21 protein-coding genes and 1 pseudogene are annotated in these 16,750 nt (G+C 34.5%); 3 read left to right on the forward strand and 19 right to left on the reverse strand.

Going from position 1 to position 16,750, the window contains the following annotated elements; genetic code table 11:
* Window positions 1–53 precede the first annotated feature (53 nt).
* Entirely contained in the window at window positions 54–227 is a 174-nt protein-coding gene (locus BM012_RS07430) for a hypothetical protein (protein WP_019395509.1), read from the forward strand.
* A gap of 273 nt (window positions 228–500) precedes the next feature.
* Here the strand turns inward: BM012_RS07430 and BM012_RS27040 are convergent, their stop codons facing one another.
* The 10 genes from BM012_RS27040 to BM012_RS07475 form a co-directional block, all read right to left on the reverse strand.
* Entirely contained in the window at window positions 501–632 is a 132-nt protein-coding gene (locus BM012_RS27040; protein WP_268801496.1) for a hypothetical protein, read from the reverse strand.
* Between the two features lie 449 nt (window positions 633–1,081).
* Window positions 1,082–2,911, reverse strand: a complete 1,830-nt coding sequence (gene ltrA, locus BM012_RS07435; RefSeq protein ID WP_061805215.1) for a group II intron reverse transcriptase/maturase — start codon at window positions 2,909–2,911, stop codon at window positions 1,082–1,084.
* Window positions 2,912–3,642: 731 nt separating this feature from the next.
* Window positions 3,643–4,326: a type IV secretory system conjugative DNA transfer family protein gene (locus BM012_RS07445; RefSeq protein WP_061804510.1), complete on the reverse strand. Its 684-nt coding sequence runs from the start codon at window positions 4,324–4,326 to the stop codon at window positions 3,643–3,645.
* Complete coding sequence (locus tag BM012_RS27045; protein ID WP_268801477.1) at window positions 4,323–4,448, reverse strand: hypothetical protein; 126 nt, start codon at window positions 4,446–4,448, stop codon at window positions 4,323–4,325. The genes BM012_RS07445 and BM012_RS27045 overlap by 4 nt, the downstream gene beginning before the upstream one ends.
* Window positions 4,449–4,479: 31 nt before the next feature.
* Entirely contained in the window at window positions 4,480–5,616 is a 1,137-nt protein-coding gene (locus BM012_RS07450; RefSeq protein ID WP_061804509.1) for a hypothetical protein, read from the reverse strand.
* A 99-nt stretch (window positions 5,617–5,715) separates the two neighbouring features.
* Window positions 5,716–6,003 carry a hypothetical protein gene (locus tag BM012_RS07455; protein ID WP_019392498.1) on the reverse strand — a complete coding sequence of 96 codons (288 nt, stop codon included), beginning with the start codon at window positions 6,001–6,003 and terminating at the stop codon, window positions 5,716–5,718.
* Window positions 6,004–6,023: 20 nt separating this feature from the next.
* Window positions 6,024–6,275: a hypothetical protein gene (locus tag BM012_RS07460; protein ID WP_167360138.1), complete on the reverse strand. Its 252-nt coding sequence runs from the start codon at window positions 6,273–6,275 to the stop codon at window positions 6,024–6,026.
* A 20-nt stretch (window positions 6,276–6,295) separates the two neighbouring features.
* Complete coding sequence (locus BM012_RS07465) at window positions 6,296–6,760, reverse strand: hypothetical protein (protein WP_061804507.1); 465 nt, start codon at window positions 6,758–6,760, stop codon at window positions 6,296–6,298.
* 445 nt (window positions 6,761–7,205) lie between these two features.
* Complete coding sequence (locus BM012_RS07470; RefSeq protein ID WP_061804506.1) at window positions 7,206–7,454, reverse strand: hypothetical protein; 249 nt, start codon at window positions 7,452–7,454, stop codon at window positions 7,206–7,208.
* On the reverse strand, window positions 7,423–7,680 hold the full coding sequence (locus tag BM012_RS07475; RefSeq protein ID WP_139210320.1) for a helix-turn-helix domain-containing protein: 258 nt from the start codon (window positions 7,678–7,680) through the stop codon (window positions 7,423–7,425). Before BM012_RS07475 ends, BM012_RS07470 begins: the two co-directional genes overlap by 32 nt.
* A 137-nt stretch (window positions 7,681–7,817) precedes the next feature.
* Between BM012_RS07475 and BM012_RS07480 the strand changes: the two genes are divergently transcribed.
* Window positions 7,818–8,228 (forward strand): helix-turn-helix domain-containing protein, encoded by a 411-nt coding sequence (locus tag BM012_RS07480; RefSeq protein ID WP_061804505.1) that lies wholly within the window; start codon window positions 7,818–7,820, stop codon window positions 8,226–8,228.
* Between the two features lie 180 nt (window positions 8,229–8,408).
* Here the strand turns inward: BM012_RS07480 and BM012_RS07485 are convergent, their stop codons facing one another.
* The 7 genes from BM012_RS07485 to BM012_RS07515 form a co-directional block, all read right to left on the reverse strand.
* Entirely contained in the window at window positions 8,409–8,987 is a 579-nt protein-coding gene (locus BM012_RS07485) for a response regulator (RefSeq protein ID WP_061804504.1), read from the reverse strand.
* Window positions 8,974–10,350, reverse strand: a complete 1,377-nt coding sequence (locus tag BM012_RS07490) for a sensor histidine kinase (protein WP_061804503.1) — start codon at window positions 10,348–10,350, stop codon at window positions 8,974–8,976. Before BM012_RS07490 ends, BM012_RS07485 begins: the two co-directional genes overlap by 14 nt.
* 5 nt (window positions 10,351–10,355) lie before the next feature.
* Window positions 10,356–11,333: an alpha/beta hydrolase gene (locus tag BM012_RS07495; RefSeq protein WP_061804502.1), complete on the reverse strand. Its 978-nt coding sequence runs from the start codon at window positions 11,331–11,333 to the stop codon at window positions 10,356–10,358.
* 36 nt (window positions 11,334–11,369) lie between these two features.
* Window positions 11,370–12,002: an HAD-IA family hydrolase gene (locus tag BM012_RS07500; protein ID WP_061804501.1), complete on the reverse strand. Its 633-nt coding sequence runs from the start codon at window positions 12,000–12,002 to the stop codon at window positions 11,370–11,372.
* Window positions 12,003–12,118: 116 nt separating this feature from the next.
* Window positions 12,119–12,373 carry a hypothetical protein gene (locus BM012_RS07505; RefSeq protein WP_061804500.1) on the reverse strand — a complete coding sequence of 85 codons (255 nt, stop codon included), beginning with the start codon at window positions 12,371–12,373 and terminating at the stop codon, window positions 12,119–12,121.
* A 73-nt stretch (window positions 12,374–12,446) separates the two neighbouring features.
* Window positions 12,447–12,851, reverse strand: a complete 405-nt coding sequence (locus BM012_RS07510) for a hypothetical protein (RefSeq protein WP_074842801.1) — start codon at window positions 12,849–12,851, stop codon at window positions 12,447–12,449.
* 4 nt (window positions 12,852–12,855) lie between these two features.
* Window positions 12,856–14,040 (reverse strand): ParM/StbA family protein, encoded by a 1,185-nt coding sequence (locus BM012_RS07515; protein WP_061804498.1) that lies wholly within the window; start codon window positions 14,038–14,040, stop codon window positions 12,856–12,858.
* A gap of 1,094 nt (window positions 14,041–15,134) precedes the next feature.
* On the opposite strand from BM012_RS07515, the gene BM012_RS07520 reads away from it, so the two are divergent.
* Window positions 15,135–15,689, forward strand: coding sequence for a MerR family transcriptional regulator (locus BM012_RS07520; protein ID WP_061804497.1), 555 nt, complete (start codon window positions 15,135–15,137; stop codon window positions 15,687–15,689).
* Window positions 15,690–15,897: 208 nt separating this feature from the next.
* Here the strand turns inward: BM012_RS07520 and BM012_RS07525 are convergent, their stop codons facing one another.
* Both BM012_RS07525 and BM012_RS07530 read right to left on the reverse strand, forming a co-directional pair.
* Window positions 15,898–16,329 (reverse strand): hypothetical protein, encoded by a 432-nt coding sequence (locus BM012_RS07525; protein WP_061804496.1) that lies wholly within the window; start codon window positions 16,327–16,329, stop codon window positions 15,898–15,900.
* Window positions 16,330–16,441: 112 nt separating this feature from the next.
* Window positions 16,442–16,750: pseudogene (locus tag BM012_RS07530) on the reverse strand (hypothetical protein); the annotation flags it as partial.

Genomic DNA, 16,750 nt, shown 5'->3' on the forward strand with positions numbered 1-16,750 from the left:
ATAAAATTGGTGCTTATACACCTTAACTAACTTCGATGCGGAGGGAAATAACCATGGATATTCGTGAAGGTATGATTCCAACTGTATTAGGTACAGCTGTAACAGCTACTGGTTATGCACTGAAACAAAACCGTGGATCTAATAAGATGATCGCAAATACGGTTTTTGGTTTTGGCTTAGCTCACGTTGTATTAGGGGTAATTGACCTTGTTGAACATCGTCGTTAGAGAGAAGAGAGCGCTTGTGCTCTCTTTTTCTGCAATCATCAAAAACATATGCTTAGTCCTGCAATGACAGCGGTATCTGAGCCACCGATTCCTTTTCTCCTCATATCTTTCCACTCTTCATAATCCCTGTTTTGAGTAGAAACTAAGACATTTAACTCTATGAGCAACTTCCTTGATTTTTAGAGATTAATGCGATAATATTAAATTAATTAGGAATGCATAGACCTTATTTGAGAGTTCGTAGTACCAGCTACGGGCTCTTTCTTATTTTGCTTAAGGAAATTTGACATCATAAACGACCTCTAAATACTTCTCTAACTCTTCTTTTAACTTCATCTCTCCTATGGCTGGATCTTCACACTCCGTTCCAAAGTAATCACTTTCTGTGTGTGCTGGTTGTGCCATCTAGATATCCTTTTCGATTCATCTGAATAATATAAAGTTGTTCCCTAAATCTTCACTCTCTTTTATAGTTTATTTTTTAAATTATTCCTTCAAAGGAAATATGTGTTATTATTAAATTGTTCGACATAGCTTTACTTTTCTCAATAGTCAACTCTTCCCTGCAGTGAGCGATGAATAATAGCTTGCTGCTCTTTTTTGTTTCAAGGGGTAATGGGATAAAATCTCAACATCGTATCTCTGTTCTTGTAACGTAACGATTAGTTCATGTACTCAAACTCTTTAGACGTGGAGTTGATCAAGACATAAGACATCAAACGTTTTGGCATGTAGTTGTGCGTGATAGGTAAGGATTTGATATTATCTCCACCTTTTCCCCCACCTAACACCGTACGTGACAGTTTCCCGTCATACGGCGTCCCATCATCTCTAGCTAATAGTTACAAGTTAACTTATAAAATTATCGGTTCATTACCAGCTTTAATTCGGAGATTATTCAATTTGTCTAGTTGCTTTGATTTTAATTTCAATAAGAGGAGCGAAGCTCTGATTTTCTTTTCATTTGTCATATGGATAAGATGATGTATATATTTATCAACTATGACTAAGTTAGTGTATTTATCAGACCCTCCATTTTTCAAAGGAACCTCATGATGACAGTGTACTCTATCTATTCCTATAACTTCGTTGGTTACATAACATCTTCCATATTGGGCGATATATTTTGATATCCTGTTATCGTTGTATTCAATGCTCCGATTCTTAGAATATCCCGTCATAACTTGATATAAGACCTCTTTAGGTATCGTTTTTAGATTCCTATGAATCTTAGCTCTCCCTAACTTGGTGTAACTACATATGTTTTGAGAGAAATTCCATGGATTTTTGTGATGTATCCCTGTAACTGGAAGTAAAGGGGTATGACAAACAGAATACACTTTTGAATTGGGTTTAATTCCTTTTGCTCTTGCTTGAAATTTCTTCGGTGTACTATCAAATCGAATAATTTCTCCGTTACTTTTCAGCCTGGATTTCATGGATTTAAGTAGAGTGTAGTTAATTTTAGTTAAATCTATATAAATCTTAGTAGCGTATTTATAGTAATTCTGTATTCCTATAAGGGTAAGATTGAACTTCAAGACACTCTCAGGTATAGGATGTTTCTGTATTTCTTTGATTCTACTTTTTAAGATTTGTTTAGCCTTTACCACGGCTTTATCTGACATACTACTTTTAGCCACAAACCCATACTTTGCTTTGTTCTGTTGAACTAATTTAACTTTAAATCCTAAAAAAGTAGAGGCATTCTTTTTAAGATTGACGACTTTAGATTTCCTTTTATTGATTTCAAGACCTAACCTTTTGTTTAAGAAATCAATGGTCGCATGAAAGTATCTTTGGGCATCCTGGTATGTTTTGCACATAATCTTGAAATCATCCGCGTATCTTACGATAAAACCGGCTTTTAAGTTCGTATACTGTCGTGCATATGACCTGAAACCGATAGGGTTCTTGCAGTTCTTAGGTTTATAGGTTTCCCATTGATTACTAACCCACCAATCCAATTCATTTAAAACAATGTTGGATAATAGAGGTGATAATATGCCACCTTGTGGTGTCCCTTTTCTAGGAATTCCTTCTCCTTCAATTTCCGACTTAAGAATTTTGGATACAACACATAAAAGTGGTTTATCTCGAATACCCAATGTCCATAATTGTTTTAGTAATTTGCCATGATTGACGTTATCAAAAAATCCTTTAATATCTATATCTACACAATAATGCTGTCTTCCTATATTTATTAAGCTGACCATCCTACTGAGCGCATGATGGGCGTTCCTATTCGGTCTAAATCCATAGCTGTGATTATGAAACTTGGCTTCACAAATAGGTTCAAGAGCTTGTAAGATACATTGCTGCACAAGTCTATCCCATATTGTAGGAATACCTAATGGGCGCATACTGTCGCTTCCTTCTTTAGGTATATACACGCGTTTGACAGCTTGTGGTTGATAACGCCTCAATCTTTTACGGACTTCTCTAATGATTTGAATATCATTAAGAAGCCAGATATCCTTAATTGTTAATCCATCAACACCTGCGGTCTTACTACCCTTATTGGTTTTTATATTTCGATACGCTAATCTAATATTTTCTTCTGAACCGATGATATCCATTAACTTATAAAAATTGTTACCGTTAAGACTAGAAGAATATAACTGGTCATATTTATCTTGCATATTGTAATATTCACTATGTCTTATCTTGGTTTTCTTCAACATGGGCTGTAGCCTCCTTTCGATGAGGAGAAATACTACATCTCTTAGTCTTACTCGAATCCATGTTAACCGTAGGTAACTTAATTAGCCTTCAATTGACTAGTGGCTATCCCTCCACGTTCATTAGACGTTTCACAGGTACTGTGCCACCACCTTCACTACTATAAATCTAGGTTATATAACTAACTAATCTCATTAGTACTTTCCCTAGAAACGCTTCGCAAGAAGCAAGTCTTCAGCGTTAGTAGCTTACCACGTTCCATTATTCCTATCTGTACATATACACTGTTAGGTTTCCCCTATGAGCCTGCTACCTTGATATTGCCTATAACAATATATGGACGTTCATAAAGGAGAGTTTTACTAGCCCACAGTAGCGACACTATTTGTGTCAGCATACCTTTCGATATGCTCCCGATATAGACCCGTACCATCAGAGATTCGTCTGCATTTTCAGAGCTCGTGACTGCTTTATTATGCATTCTAACCATAAGTGTTTTGTAGACTCCCGGCCTATAGGCTATACCATCCACCTCTGGACAGCTTTCGTATCATTAGATTTACGACAGCTCTCAGCCGACTTCACCGAGCTTCCTACCGTCAGATTCTTGCTAATCTAACCGCATGTCGGAGGATTAGAGGAAGCCCTTCAGGGCGTTACCCCCTCATTTGACTTCTCGGAATAACAGTTCATTATTGAACTTAATGAGTTCAATAATGCCTAAGCTTTTCACTTAGGAACGTGTCGCACCGCCCTTGGGATCATTGTTGATGAGAGAAGGCTGTTTCTCAGCTCTCGAGTATACATCGATGGCCGGAAAGACAAACGTTTCGCCTTTCCCACTTCGGGTAATCCCTATGATTAAATTATTCACGGGACTATCATCAATCAGTACATAGGGTGTTTTCTTAAATAACTGATGAGCCTGTAATAATTTTTGAATGCCTTTTACCTTACTGTACGTTTTCCAGTTGGAAACTAATTTAACTTTATCCATGCGAGAAATAGGAACCCCTCCTCCACCGGAATATCGTTTCCCTTTTTCTGGTACAGCTCGATATTGTTTCTGTAACTCCTCTAGTGTTGTAAAACGACTCGACCCTTTTTGATTTCTGTTTAAATCCTTAAAGTTAGAACGGATATTATAAATAAGTTTGGCCGTCAAAAGAGTGGCTCCTAATCCTATAGCTCCATATACATAAGGGTAATCAAGAAAATGAAACGTATAGGCGTCCTTAATGGATGGATGAAACGGTTGAGGATCCAACACATCACTAAAACTCGTTTTCAGCACATCTAAGATCATATTAAATATAAAATTGACACCCAACACGATGAGAATAAAAAAACAAGCACCCATTGGAAGGAGTACTTGTTTTTTAGCTATTTTATATTTGATGGAGGTCGATTCTCTCATCTCCGTTCCTCCTTTTCATCATTTCCCTCTAAACAAAGAGAGTGGAGGATATGTTTCAGTTCAGGATTCACTTTGATCACTTTTCCATCTAGTTCTCTAATCCATCCTTCGTAGGATTCCATGTTCTATTCCTCCTTATTTAAACAGATTTATCTATATACTACTTAATGTACGCTCTTTCTTCTGTTTCTCCTCCGTTAAAGATTGAATTTCCCCTGCATCCTTTGGTTCCTTTTGCTGCTCCCCCTCTATCTGTTTTTGAAGATCCTTTATTTCTTGGTGAACCTGTTCGTACTGTTTAATCTTTTGATGAATGCGCTCATCTTGAAGGTGGTTGACCTGTTTCTTCGCTTCTTCTACCTTACCTGTTCGTAGAAGAGCATATCCTTTCATTCGTTGACGCTTTTCGGTCATCCTTACACCCTTTTGGGATAACACATCTTCCCATCGTTGCTCAAGATAGGCCACATCAAACGTCCCTGTAGCAGAAGGAAAAAGTTCTTGGAATGCTTTTAGCTGTTGCACGTCGCCTTTCTCTAATAATAGATCTTCTACTTTCTTTTTACCTCCTACCTTCACAGCTTCCTTATACTTTTTTTCTTCTAACAGAAGGCCCATATAGACCTCTTGTTGAACTTTTGAACCTTGCTTTCCTTTCTCTTTGGAAAGCTGTTCTATAGCCTTTTCTGTATCTCCTAGAAGAGCTGTTTCATATAAGTTTGTTAACTTTTCTTCTTCTCTCAATTTTTGTTGGAGTTGCACCACTTCATCACTTTGTTGTTGAGAAGCTGAAACCGTCGTCCAACACCCTATGGATAGAAGTAAAACGGATAAAGCACTTCCTCCATAAATCATCTTTCGATGAAGACGGGAAAGCTTTGAGGTATACCCTCCTTTCGAGGAAGTTCCGGTCATTAGAGTGGATTCAACTTCTTCCTCTTCTGGAAACTCAATGGCTTCGGGATGTAAACGATAAGGTACTTCATGATATAGCTTTTTGAGAAAAAATTGTTTGATGGCTTCTTGTTGTGGTTTTAAATTCATTTTAGATAACTGTTTTTTGATGTGATCGAGTAAATTCATCGCAAAGTGAGAGCCTAGTTGATACGTGCCGGCATATAACTCTTGGTTTTCCTCATTCAGTACGTGGAAGTCAATTGAAGCTATTTTCTCTTGTTGACGATATTTACGCTCTAATTCATGTGTTCTCTCACACGCTTCTTGAAAAGAGATTTTCTGAAACGTAAGAACCTCTTTCGTTTCACTTTTCAGGAACATCACGAAAAACATGTTTTTCCTCCTTTTTATGAAAAAAAGAGATGAAAAAAAGCTATACCTATTAGCAGCATAGCTTCCTCATCTCTTTTTTATAAATGATGATAAGTTCGGTTATCCTCCAAATTTAATGTTGCTGTCTACCCCTTGCGCAATACCTAAAGCTCCCATCACAATCACCAGACCAACAGCCCCACCAATAAACCATCCAATACATTTTTGGCGCCCTCGGTCACCACCAAGCATTAACAAGTAACCTCCGATTGCAAATGCGATCGCTGCACAAATAAGTCCTAAACGTTGTCCCCACTTTAAGGTAGACTTTCCACTTTCAATTAATCCACTCATACCATCGGCAGCACCAAGTGACAAGTCGTTCATTTGGCTTAATAGATCAATCATTCTATACTCCCCTTTTCCTCTTAATTATGAACTACTGGGTTTTCATGAGAAGAAACATTAGAAGGAGCATCTTTTTTAGATGTCTCCTCCTCTCCATCGGGTTCTGTAAAAGCACTTAACGCCTCTAAAATTAAGTCTTGATTGTCTTCAATAAACGTTTGATGTTGTTGATGAAGCCAATCATTATATTTATGACCTTGGACTTTTAATAATTTTTCTACGAGATCTTTGGATTTCTTTAAATCCTTTTGTGTTATGGACAATCGCCTCACTCCTTTCATAAAGGAAGAAATTAGTCTGTAAAATATGTTTCTTTGGACACTTGAATGAAGTGGTCGAGTTCAGCTTCTAGTTGAGAAGGTTCATATTTATCTAAGTTAATTTGTTTTTTCATCTCACCGTCTTTGTAAACAGCTAAAGTATCAGTCTGTTGCCTCACCCCATAATATATTTGATCCCTTGATCCATCAAAGCTAGGATGATGACTATTAAGCTCCTTTCCTTCTACATTATTGTTTTCCATTGCTTTTTTCACGCTATAAAGATACGTATCTCTATTCTCTTCATCAAATGTATAGATAACAAATCCTGTTCCATTCTCTTTCATAAACTTCTTCATAGCTTGAGGACTCAATTCTTCAATGTTTCCATTTCCCTTCACTTCACTTGAACCTTGAGAAAACACAAATACTGATCCTATGCCAAGGACTAAGACTAAACCTGCAATGAGTGAAATCAACCCGTACTTACGGTTCATGTTTTCATTCTCCTTTGTTCTAAATATTCAGACATACTAAGCGATTCTAAAACCTACCGAAAGATTTTTGGATAAGCTCAGTCTCTGTCTTTTCAGTATAACAAGGAAAGGAAAGGAAAATATATCCCTTATTATGGCTGGAAAGGGTTAACCCTATGTTGGCATGCATGATGAAAATCACCAAGCCCAACAATGCACAACGTTTTGGCATGTACGAAGAACCTTATGCATCCCCTGGTAGTGAGATACACTGTAATAATTTCACATCGATCACCGGTGAGTTTGAGGACGCCTTCACCGAACCTTATCATCATCGTATACCTGAATCCCCTTGTGATCGGTTAAGGGGAGGCACGCTGTATCCAATTGTCGAGGATCATTTTGTGCTTTCGGCACGTTTTAGAATCGCTTGTATGTGTTCCATTTAGAACAAAAAGAATAGTGGTTAACTACTTTTGTGAGATACTTCTTTGAGTTCTTCTTCCTTATGTCGTCTCTTCGCCATAATGCGTTGATTATGGTCCCGGACGGAACGAATATCATAATAAATATCAGCTACTCTCTTAATACTTCCTGTTTCATGTTCAACAGCAACAGCTCCCTGTAGTTTATACACTTTTCCATCGAAGGTTTTAGCACTTTGAGCTCGAGCCCCAGCTATATCATAGAATGCTAGTCGCTTCGCTGTCTTCATCTTTCACCGCCCCTTTTTCATTATGGTCTTCCATGAAGGAGAAATCCTCCAACGGCAAATCCAATGCTTTAGCGATTTTACGAATCGTATCATACGTAGGGTACCTTCGACTTCCTCGTTCAATTTGAGAGATTGTACATTGAGGAACCCCTGATACTTCGGCTAGTTCTAACTGAGTCCACCCTTTTCTCACTCTCTTCACCCTGATTATGTTAATGTTTTCCACCTCCTTGATTACAGTATATTCAATAACAAATAATTTGTAAATAGGTTTTTTAAATAAATTATTAATATGAGGGTATTTTAACAAATACCCTTTCCTTTTGTTAAAATAAAAGAAAATGTTAAAGTGAGTAGATAATTATGGATGAACTTAAAAATCACATTGGTAAGAAGGTTAAAAGTTACAGAAAAAGCCTTAATATGACTACTGCAGAGTTAGGAAGATTATCTAAAACTTCTCAGAGTACTATTAGTGGTCTTGAACGTGGAGAAAGATTTGTTACATTTGACTCCATGATAGATATCTGTGATGTCTTAGGAGTGGGATTATATGATGTACTGCCCCCAGAATATAATAAAAATCTAAAGGTGACGGATGAATCTAAAGAAAAGTCTAATATTATTTTAGATAGGCTATCCGTAGGTGATACTGAACTTATAGAAAATCTAGTCATTAACTATATGCCTTTATTGAGAATCATTAATGAGTTAAATTCTACTCAAAAGAAACATCTGACAATGTTTCTCAGTTCCATAGCTAATAATAAATAATAACTATAACAAAAGCTTTTAACTGAACTGTTTAATTCGATAATGAATAAGTAAGATTACTTACATAATAAGGGTATTATCCAAATTAAGGGAGGGTTAAAATAATACCCCCCCTTTTCTCATTTCACTAAAATCCTTTTATTATCAAATCAAAGAAGCAAGACAAATCAACAAAGAATGTTAATTTATCTTGCTTCTTATTACTTTCAGTTGTTTCTTTACGGTTTCAACTGACTTATATAGTTTTTCAGCAATTTGTTTTCGACTTAAACCCTTCTCTTTTAATTCGTATACATCTCGTTCCGTAGGAGTTAAGACTTTTATTTTCCTTTCTTTCTTTAACTCTTTAACAAGGATAGGTGATACATCTGAATGTAAGCTTACCTTCCCCTCATATGCATCTCTTACAGCTTTAGGAATATCCCTATAGGACGTTTTGGTTACATAATTAATGGCTCCTATATCAAAGGATTCTAAAATAGTGTCCGTTTCTTCCCATGAAGTTAACATTATAATTTTCCTCATGCCTTTACTATATAATTTTCTTGCTACTTCAATCCCACTCAAATCTGCTTCATCTTTTGTAAGGCTTAAATCCATTAGAACTATATCTACTTGTTCGTTATTAACTTGGATAGCTTGCTCTTTTGTGTAAGCTTGTTTAACTACAGTAATATCCTCTTCTTTTTCTACATACTCACATACACATTTCATCCATACGGGATCATCTTCTACAACCATTAGCTTAATTGGACACATGGACTTTCTCCTCCATTGATTGTGAATTATGATGCTTGTTCATACTTCTAATTCTTTTTGAAGGAAACATTAAAGTAATTGTTGTACCCTGATTAACTTGGCTCTTTATTGAAATGTCACCATCATGTTTCTGGATCACGTTATAACAATAAGTTAGACCTAATCCATAATTTCCAACTCGTCTTTTTGTAGAGTAAAAGGGATCTAATACAAGTGGAACTTGATCTTGCTCTATACCTTTTCCATTATCTTTAAAATCTATATAAACTTTATTACGGCTTTGATAAACCTTAATAATTAAAGACCCACCTTTACCCATAGCCTCTATGGCATTTTTAATAATGTTCATAAATGCTTCTTGTATATGTATAACATCTCCCGCGAGTTTAACATTTGTTTCGTATTGCTTAATAATTGATATATCTGACGTTATATAAGGCTTTAATAGCTCAAGAGTACGTTCCACAATACTATTCAACCAAAAAGTAGATTCTTTAAGATCCATAATATTCAACTTACTTTGGATTCGGGTAGATAACTCCAAAACATGCTGTGTTGAATTCAACGTTAAATCAATATTTTCAGCGACTTTCTCATTTTCAGGAATATGATCTCGTAATTGGCTTACTAAGAAATCAATCTTTGCTATTTCATTTTTTATAGTGTGATTCAAGAGAGCTGTTCCCGATACTACGGCTTTCATGGTAGTATCACGTCTTTCTTTTTCTACTCTAATTTGTACTCCTAAAATACCGTATCTAATAGCAAAATAAAAAAACACAAAGAACTGAAGGATTATTACCAATGTATTGTATTTCCATATCCCAACAAAACCAAACGCTTCAAGGATAATATTAGTGGTAACAGCAAATGTAGTCATGGGTACTATTAATAAAGCAGTTAATGCCTTTTGTCTCTTTATCGTTAGCCTTGTTTCTTTCCAAGCCGAATAGACTAATAGAAAGTTAGATATCAGGACATAAGGAACAATCCAAATAGATAGTACATCAAAGTTCACCCTAAACTCTGGATATATAGGAAAGGTAAAATACATAATAATAGGCGGAATCAATAACAACCATTTATACAAATTTTTATGTTTAGGATTACTTATTGTGTCAGAATATATTAGTCCAAATATTAAAATGGCATAGGGAGTCCAATAGTGTCCAATCGAAGTAAATATACCATCCAATACCAGAGCCCACTCTGGACGTTCTGTACCTTTTCCCAGTAAAACACCTACTCCACCAAATCCTCCGAAAAAGCCAATATAACTTGCCCATCTGATTTTTTCATTTTTAGGATTTCTAATAAGGAGTATTGCTCCCATTAACCAGAGCAGTATTACAAGTATGAGCATACTATCTACCTCTTCAGCTTATTTTGAATAAAAGAAAGGGTATCTACTGCAATTCTTTTTCGATTTAAAACAATACCGGCATGTCCACCTTTATAGATGTATCTTGGAGGTCTCCCCCATGCTTCCCATAAGTGATCTGCATCCTCAATGTGAACATACTGATCGTACTTGGCGGAAATAAGCAAAATGTTATCTTTTTTCATTTTGGGCACAGCTTGACTAGGATCCGTTATCTTCCAGTATGAGGTTAAATCTTCATAGTTTACACCATGCTCTTCTAAATCTTTTCGTATAAACTTTCCAGGTATAGTATTCCATATCGAATAAGAAAGTCGATTAGCATAGAAAATGGAAGTTAAAATATCAATTTCTGACTCAAGAGTAGCCACCAAATTTGTAATAAATCCCCCAAGACTAACGCCAATTAATACGACTGGCCCTTTTTTATTCTTTTTAATCCATTGAATAAGCGCCCTAAGATCTTTTACGGCTTGCCTAGTCGAATCAATAGTTCTAGAGATATTAGCACTTATCATAAACTCGCCACTATAAAGTGATGTTTCTGGTTCCCTCTCGAAATGGTAAGGTAACGTAAAATAATACATATTCCATTTCAATTCTTCGGCAATCCGTTCATGGAATATTTTTTTTATTCTGTCAAATGAACTCATACGCCAACCGTGTATAAAAATCACGTTAGGCACTTCATCATGATGGTTATTAAGAAATACTTCTCCATTTACAAGGTCATTAGGTGTATCGCCTGATGAAAATAGACTTGGAAAACTAAAGCTTCCTACATCATATCCTTCTTTGGAATATTGGATATCATAATTTACATCCGTTTTAAATGATTGATAAAAGCTCTCCCTATCCTTTATAGAAGGTACTTCATTAATCACAGAAGAAAATTGAGAATTTGCACTACGCCTCCTATGTAAATCATATAAAGCATAATGATCAATTAATTTTGAAATAAACAAATTCATTACCCCTAACTCTTTTCTTAGCCTATATAATTAGAATTTACTTTGCAAAATATTTAATATATCTTGTGGCCTATCGGCAATATGATTTGGCTCTCCTGCTTCTAGAAGTTCTTTAGAATCATATCCCCAAGATACTGCTATACAATATAATTGATTTTGCTTAGCAGCCTTAATATCCCTTAGTTCATCACCTATATAAATAATATCCTCGGCTTTTAAATTATGAACTTTTAAGAAAAAGGATATTTCCCCTTTCTTAGAAAATGGATTGAATGAATAATGGGCATAGTCGAATATATCCATAGAATTATTTATTAAAAACCTACTAGTTGTATCTCGAGAATTCGTAGTCAAAAAACCCAATTGAAAACCCATTTTCTTTAATTGAACTATAACACCATGAATCCCCTTTACTGGTTCTAAATCGGGGAGATATTGTTGGTATCTCTGTTTTATTTTCATACCTGCTATAGGCATCTTATATATTGGTATATTCAATACTCTACACCTATCACGTACAGACAATGTACTTAGATATGGAATTTCCTCCTCAGCAATCTTCCTGTATTCATACTTTCCTGCAATTTCGTTAAATATATTAATAGCCAAATGTTTAGTATTTAAAAGAGTACCATTAAAATTAAAAAGTATAGTTTTATCCATATTAACCCTTTCCAAATTGTTTACAGTTAAATAGGTCTTATTTTTCAATTATATCAAATTAAGGTAATGAACTGTAATACAATAGATTTCAATTTTTTAAATTCAAATTATTTCTATTACATAAAGTAAACAAAGGCTCCTATAACAATAAGAATCACAATTAATGGTAATGCCAAAACAGCCAAACACCCTATAATTTCAAACAGAATACAAAACACAAGATAGGAACCAATCAGAAAGATCCCAATAAGCAATAACAAACCTAAAATCTTCAAAAGAGCATATTTAAAGAAAAAAAAGAACCCAATTAGACATAGTAGAACGATGGTGCATACAAAAATCGGTTTTATCCTGCGATTAACAGCTTCCACCTTCTCATCCCCCTTTAATGAAATAAGCCTCCCATGGTCCATGAGAGGCTTAACATTCATTCCCTAAAAGTTATCAAAAAATCGATTTTGGGTTAACCTCTTGATAATTGACTTTACTTTTGGTTTCTGGTTTATTCGGTTCTTCATTTATTGGACGTTCATTTTGTACAGAGGAATACAGGTTCTCAGAGGCAGACGAACCTTTTCCTAGAGATCCCCCCGAAAGTATACTTTCTTTTACCGTTAAGGTATCTTTTCCTCTAAGGGCCTCTAAGATAAACATATCCCGACTCATTTCTTTATCGACATGATGATTTAAAATGCTCTCCGTCCCATATAGCTCAATCATATGATACACCATCTTACGTAAAGAAAGCGCAATGTTATCTTGATTTTCAAACCACTCATAAAATTCATCGGTTTCATTGCTTTTAAACTTCCAGTTATACTGTGTTTTTCTTTTTTTTTCGTTCGTCATACCTTTACATCACCACAGTTTCTTTGTATTCTTCTGTAAATAGCATGTTGCGATTTAAGATATCTAATCCTTTCACGTTCATATCAACAGCATATTGTTCGGGGATCCAAAGGACTTTCGCATCCACAGAGTCCGCAAATTCTTTTAAGTATTTATACATATCCTCTTTAAATTCGATGGAGCCTCCTCCATAGCAAGCTAGATATTCTGGTTCACTAGAGAGTGTTGTTGTGTATTTACGTTCTACATCTTCCAAAATGAAATCCACTTGATTGATACGAGCCTCACGCAAGTAATGAACAGCTAAGTCATGATCTTTAGGATACTCATCTGGTCGCTCAATATATTTCGCAAATTGCTGACGATTAATATTAAGGCCTTTACGTTCTTCTTTCATTAATTGAATTGCTTCTTCGACCGCATGCCCTACTCCACGTCGTTCTCCTGTACACTGCTCTGGTTGAGGATTTACACCCACAGAATAAATGTACTCGGTTGTACCACTTCCAATATCGATATGCATAATTTTGGAGTTTGTGAAATGCGATCCATCGATTTTCTTCATTCCATACTCTTTGCAAAACTCTTTAAACATATCATTTGGTCCTTCAAAGATTGCATATAACGCCGGAATACCTTCTTTGGTAACCTTTACTTGTGAGAAGTTTAATTCTACGGTTACCTGTTCTTGACCTACATACACAATGACCACATGAGAAGTTTCCATAAAACGCTCTTCTAACTGTCTCGCTGTCTCTATATTGTGTTGACTGGCTGGGATGGCACTACTCATACCCACTTCGGCTTTTAAGGATTGAGGAAGGTTCCCTTCCGCATCATAATGTTTTTGCACAGCTCTTCCTGCCACATAACCTAACGTATTAATTAAAGGTAAATCACTACTATGCTTTTCATGAACGGCAATATCCATATTACTTACGCCTTCTGTAGTTTGAATTGCTCGTTCTCCAATCATATATAAACCATCACGACGAATGGATGAGCTTGAAATATGTACGAGTAATTGGTCAATGAGATTTGCTACGTTCTTTTTTACATCATTTTCATGGACTGAAGGTTTTCGATTAATTCTTTTATAAGCACTTGGAACTTTCACTACCTCTTTCATGCCTGGTTCAAGAATCTTCATTTTATCGTTTCCGATATCATTAGCAAGGATCAATTTCATTATTAAATCCCACTCCTTTTTTATTTTCTCATATATTGTAGCATAAAATACATACATATTTAATATTTTAAATATATTTTTTATACCTTTTTTATAATTTAAAAACAAAAATATAAAACGAAGTAATTTTTATATAATAATTGTATAAATACTAATATATTATTATATAAACTCAGATAAAAATGTACAAAACACTTATTTTAAATATAAATTATATATTTTTAGTAAATTTTAATTTTCTTTTTTATATAAAATTAATGCATAATGACTCTTCATTTAAAATTTTATTCACAGAGAAGATTTTAAATAACTATAGTGAATTTAAACCTAAGTAGTTATAAGTTAGTGTAAACATTAAGGAGAGTTAAAACTTAACTTCAAACCCTTATAAAACATACTTATAAACTCTATAGATAAGTGTAAACAAAGGTAATTATAAATAATAAAAACTTAAGTGCAAGTTAAAACCTACATTTATGTAACATTAAGGATAACTTTAGTGATATCAAATTAATTATTAAAGAAACCGCCCAAATGATTGATAAAAGTGTACATATTACCGGAAAATGAATTAAAAACTTATATCTCAACATTATCAAAAGATAACTATCAACGTTTTGATAAGTTTTTTATCTAAATGTTATTATTAATTATTGAATAGTAACATTCAGAAGGAAAAAGTTGAGTTAAGTTGAAACTTAACTTTAAATCTTCGTAAAATAGGGTTATCATCTCTATAGGTAGGTGTAAACAAAGGTGAAGATATGTGGTGAAAACCTAAGGGAAAGTGAAAACCCAACTTTACAAAACCTCAAGGATAACTTTGGTAATAACAAACTAATCACTAAAGAAGGCGCTTAGAATATTGATGAAAGTGTACAAGTGTTTAGGAGTGGAATGGAAGAATTAAAGAATCATATTCTATCTTTACAAAGAGAAAGTGGATATCATTATTTGGATAAACCTTTTATATCATAGTTACTATTAGCTACTAAGTAGAAACAAGAGGGAGGAAAAGGGTAAGGAAAGTTGAAACTTAACTTTAAATTCTTATAAAATAAGTTTATTATCTCTATAGGTAGGTGAAGACAAAGGTGAAAACAGATAACGAAAACCTAAGGGAAAGTGAAAACCCAACTTCAGATAACATTGATGATAACTCTGGTGATATAAAACTAACTATTAAAGAAGCTGCTCAAAAGATTGATGAAAGTGTACATGTTGTCCGCAACTGGATGAAAGAACTAAAAAATCACATTCCTACTTTACAAGGAGAAAATGGGTATCATTATTTTGATAAGTCTTCAATTGAACAGTTATTATTAATTAAGAAACTAAGTAGGGAACAAGGTTATTCCATTAAACAAATTAATCATTATCTTTCTACTGGTGATGATCCTTTAAAACCTGCAAGGACACCAGAGGATCCCGTTATGTTGGAACTAGAGGTTATTAAGGAACATTTAAAGAGACAAGAAGAATTTAACCAGGCACTAATTAATAGATTAGAAAAACAACAAGAGTACATACAGAACTCCTTAGAAAAGAGGGACCAACAACTTCTGGACGTAGTTAAAGAAACCCAACAATCAAAATCTGAAGTAGCTGCAACTAAAAAGAAGGGGTTTTTCGCTCGATTGTTTTCTTAAGAAGGCGTGTAGAAAGAAAATCTTATAGGTAAAAATAAGGGCATATTTTGGGAAAAGGCAAACCCAAACATGCTCTTATTTAATAGGATTGATTAACTTTTCACAAAAAAGGTTGATTGTTTTAAAATCCTTGCTTTATTAAAACTCTCAATTGCCTAACATTGCTCTATTATAGCTTTTATTTCTGAATTCCCCCGTTATTCAGGGACTAAATTGAAGTGTCTAAACGAATAGTCTCGTCTTTAAATATAGTTCCATTTTTGGCTTTTCGGTACACATTAATCATAACTTGACTATCCCCTTGCCATTTAACCTCAAAATTATCAACTGTCGTTAAATCAAACCCTGTAAGTTCTTTATATTTCACCAACTTGCTACCATATTCTCCGTAATAAATCCGTAGGGAAGAGTATCCATAGGTTATCTTTTTATCCTTCTCATCTATAGTTCTGGTACTCATTTCCTGAAAGTCGATGGTATGTACTAGAGTTGGCGAATGGCTTGTAAGAAAAGAAGTTCCACTCAGAGGGGGAGACTTAGAAACTTCTTCTTCCCATTCATCCGATGTTGAACAGCCAAAAAGAATGAATGTTATTCCTAATACCAACATCAAAAATTTAAGAAGTATATTTGCCTTCATTTCTTGTCTCCTTAAATATAAGAATTCGTCTTCAACAAACCTTCACTTTAATAGCATGACTTTAAATTCAAGGTTTACTGTCTGTTACTAACACAGTAATTTTACATTTTGTTTAAGAATAATGTGCTAAAATAGCCTTCATTCTGGCCATTTCATCTTCTTGTGATTCATCATTTATGGAAAGAGTGCTTTCTTTTACTTTTTCTTGTTGTTCTTGAAACCAATCCGGAAGCATTTCTTTACGCACAATTTTACGAGGAGTTACAACTCCATACTCTTCTTTATCTTTTTGATCTGCTGTTTGCACAAGTTCATTAAATTTATTTAAAGCAATACGATACACCAACTTACATTGCTCTTCAAAGCTCATAGAACGCGTTTTTATGTATGTAAATAAAGCATGAATAGATTCATAAGCAAT

This window comes from Priestia endophytica DSM 13796, from assembly GCF_900115845.1.
In the GTDB taxonomy this organism is placed as follows: domain Bacteria; phylum Bacillota; class Bacilli; order Bacillales; family Bacillaceae_H; genus Bacillus_I; species Bacillus_I endophytica.

What these genes read in the sequence shown, in the direction of transcription:
- BM012_RS07485 (WP_061804504.1), bottom strand. Translation starts at nt 8,987, where the DNA reads ATGTGTCCAATTAAGCTAATGGTTGTAGAAGATGATCCCGTATGGATG.
- BM012_RS07465 (WP_061804507.1), bottom strand. Translation starts at nt 6,760, where the DNA reads ATGAACCGTAAGTACGGGTTGATTTCACTCATTGCAGGTTTAGTCTTA.
- BM012_RS07470 (WP_061804506.1), bottom strand. Translation starts at nt 7,454, where the DNA reads ATGAAGACAGCGAAGCGACTAGCATTCTATGATATAGCTGGGGCTCGA.
- BM012_RS07515 (WP_061804498.1), bottom strand. Translation starts at nt 14,040, where the DNA reads ATGAAATTGATCCTTGCTAATGATATCGGAAACGATAAAATGAAGATT.
- BM012_RS07445 (WP_061804510.1), bottom strand. Translation starts at nt 4,326, where the DNA reads ATGAGAGAATCGACCTCCATCAAATATAAAATAGCTAAAAAACAAGTA.
- BM012_RS07490 (WP_061804503.1), bottom strand. Translation starts at nt 10,350, where the DNA reads ATGCTCATACTTGTAATACTGCTCTGGTTAATGGGAGCAATACTCCTT.
- BM012_RS27040 (WP_268801496.1), bottom strand. Translation starts at nt 632, where the DNA reads ATGGCACAACCAGCACACACAGAAAGTGATTACTTTGGAACGGAGTGT.
- BM012_RS07480 (WP_061804505.1), top strand. Translation starts at nt 7,818, where the DNA reads ATGGATGAACTTAAAAATCACATTGGTAAGAAGGTTAAAAGTTACAGA.
- BM012_RS07455 (WP_019392498.1), bottom strand. Translation starts at nt 6,003, where the DNA reads ATGATTGATCTATTAAGCCAAATGAACGACTTGTCACTTGGTGCTGCC.
- ltrA (WP_061805215.1), bottom strand. Translation starts at nt 2,911, where the DNA reads ATGTTGAAGAAAACCAAGATAAGACATAGTGAATATTACAATATGCAA.
- BM012_RS07525 (WP_061804496.1), bottom strand. Translation starts at nt 16,329, where the DNA reads ATGAAGGCAAATATACTTCTTAAATTTTTGATGTTGGTATTAGGAATA.
- BM012_RS27045 (WP_268801477.1), bottom strand. Translation starts at nt 4,448, where the DNA reads ATGGAATCCTACGAAGGATGGATTAGAGAACTAGATGGAAAAGTGATC.
- BM012_RS07430 (WP_019395509.1), top strand. Translation starts at nt 54, where the DNA reads ATGGATATTCGTGAAGGTATGATTCCAACTGTATTAGGTACAGCTGTA.
- BM012_RS07450 (WP_061804509.1), bottom strand. Translation starts at nt 5,616, where the DNA reads ATGTTTTTCGTGATGTTCCTGAAAAGTGAAACGAAAGAGGTTCTTACG.
- BM012_RS07510 (WP_074842801.1), bottom strand. Translation starts at nt 12,851, where the DNA reads ATGACGAACGAAAAAAAAAGAAAAACACAGTATAACTGGAAGTTTAAA.
- BM012_RS07500 (WP_061804501.1), bottom strand. Translation starts at nt 12,002, where the DNA reads ATGGATAAAACTATACTTTTTAATTTTAATGGTACTCTTTTAAATACT.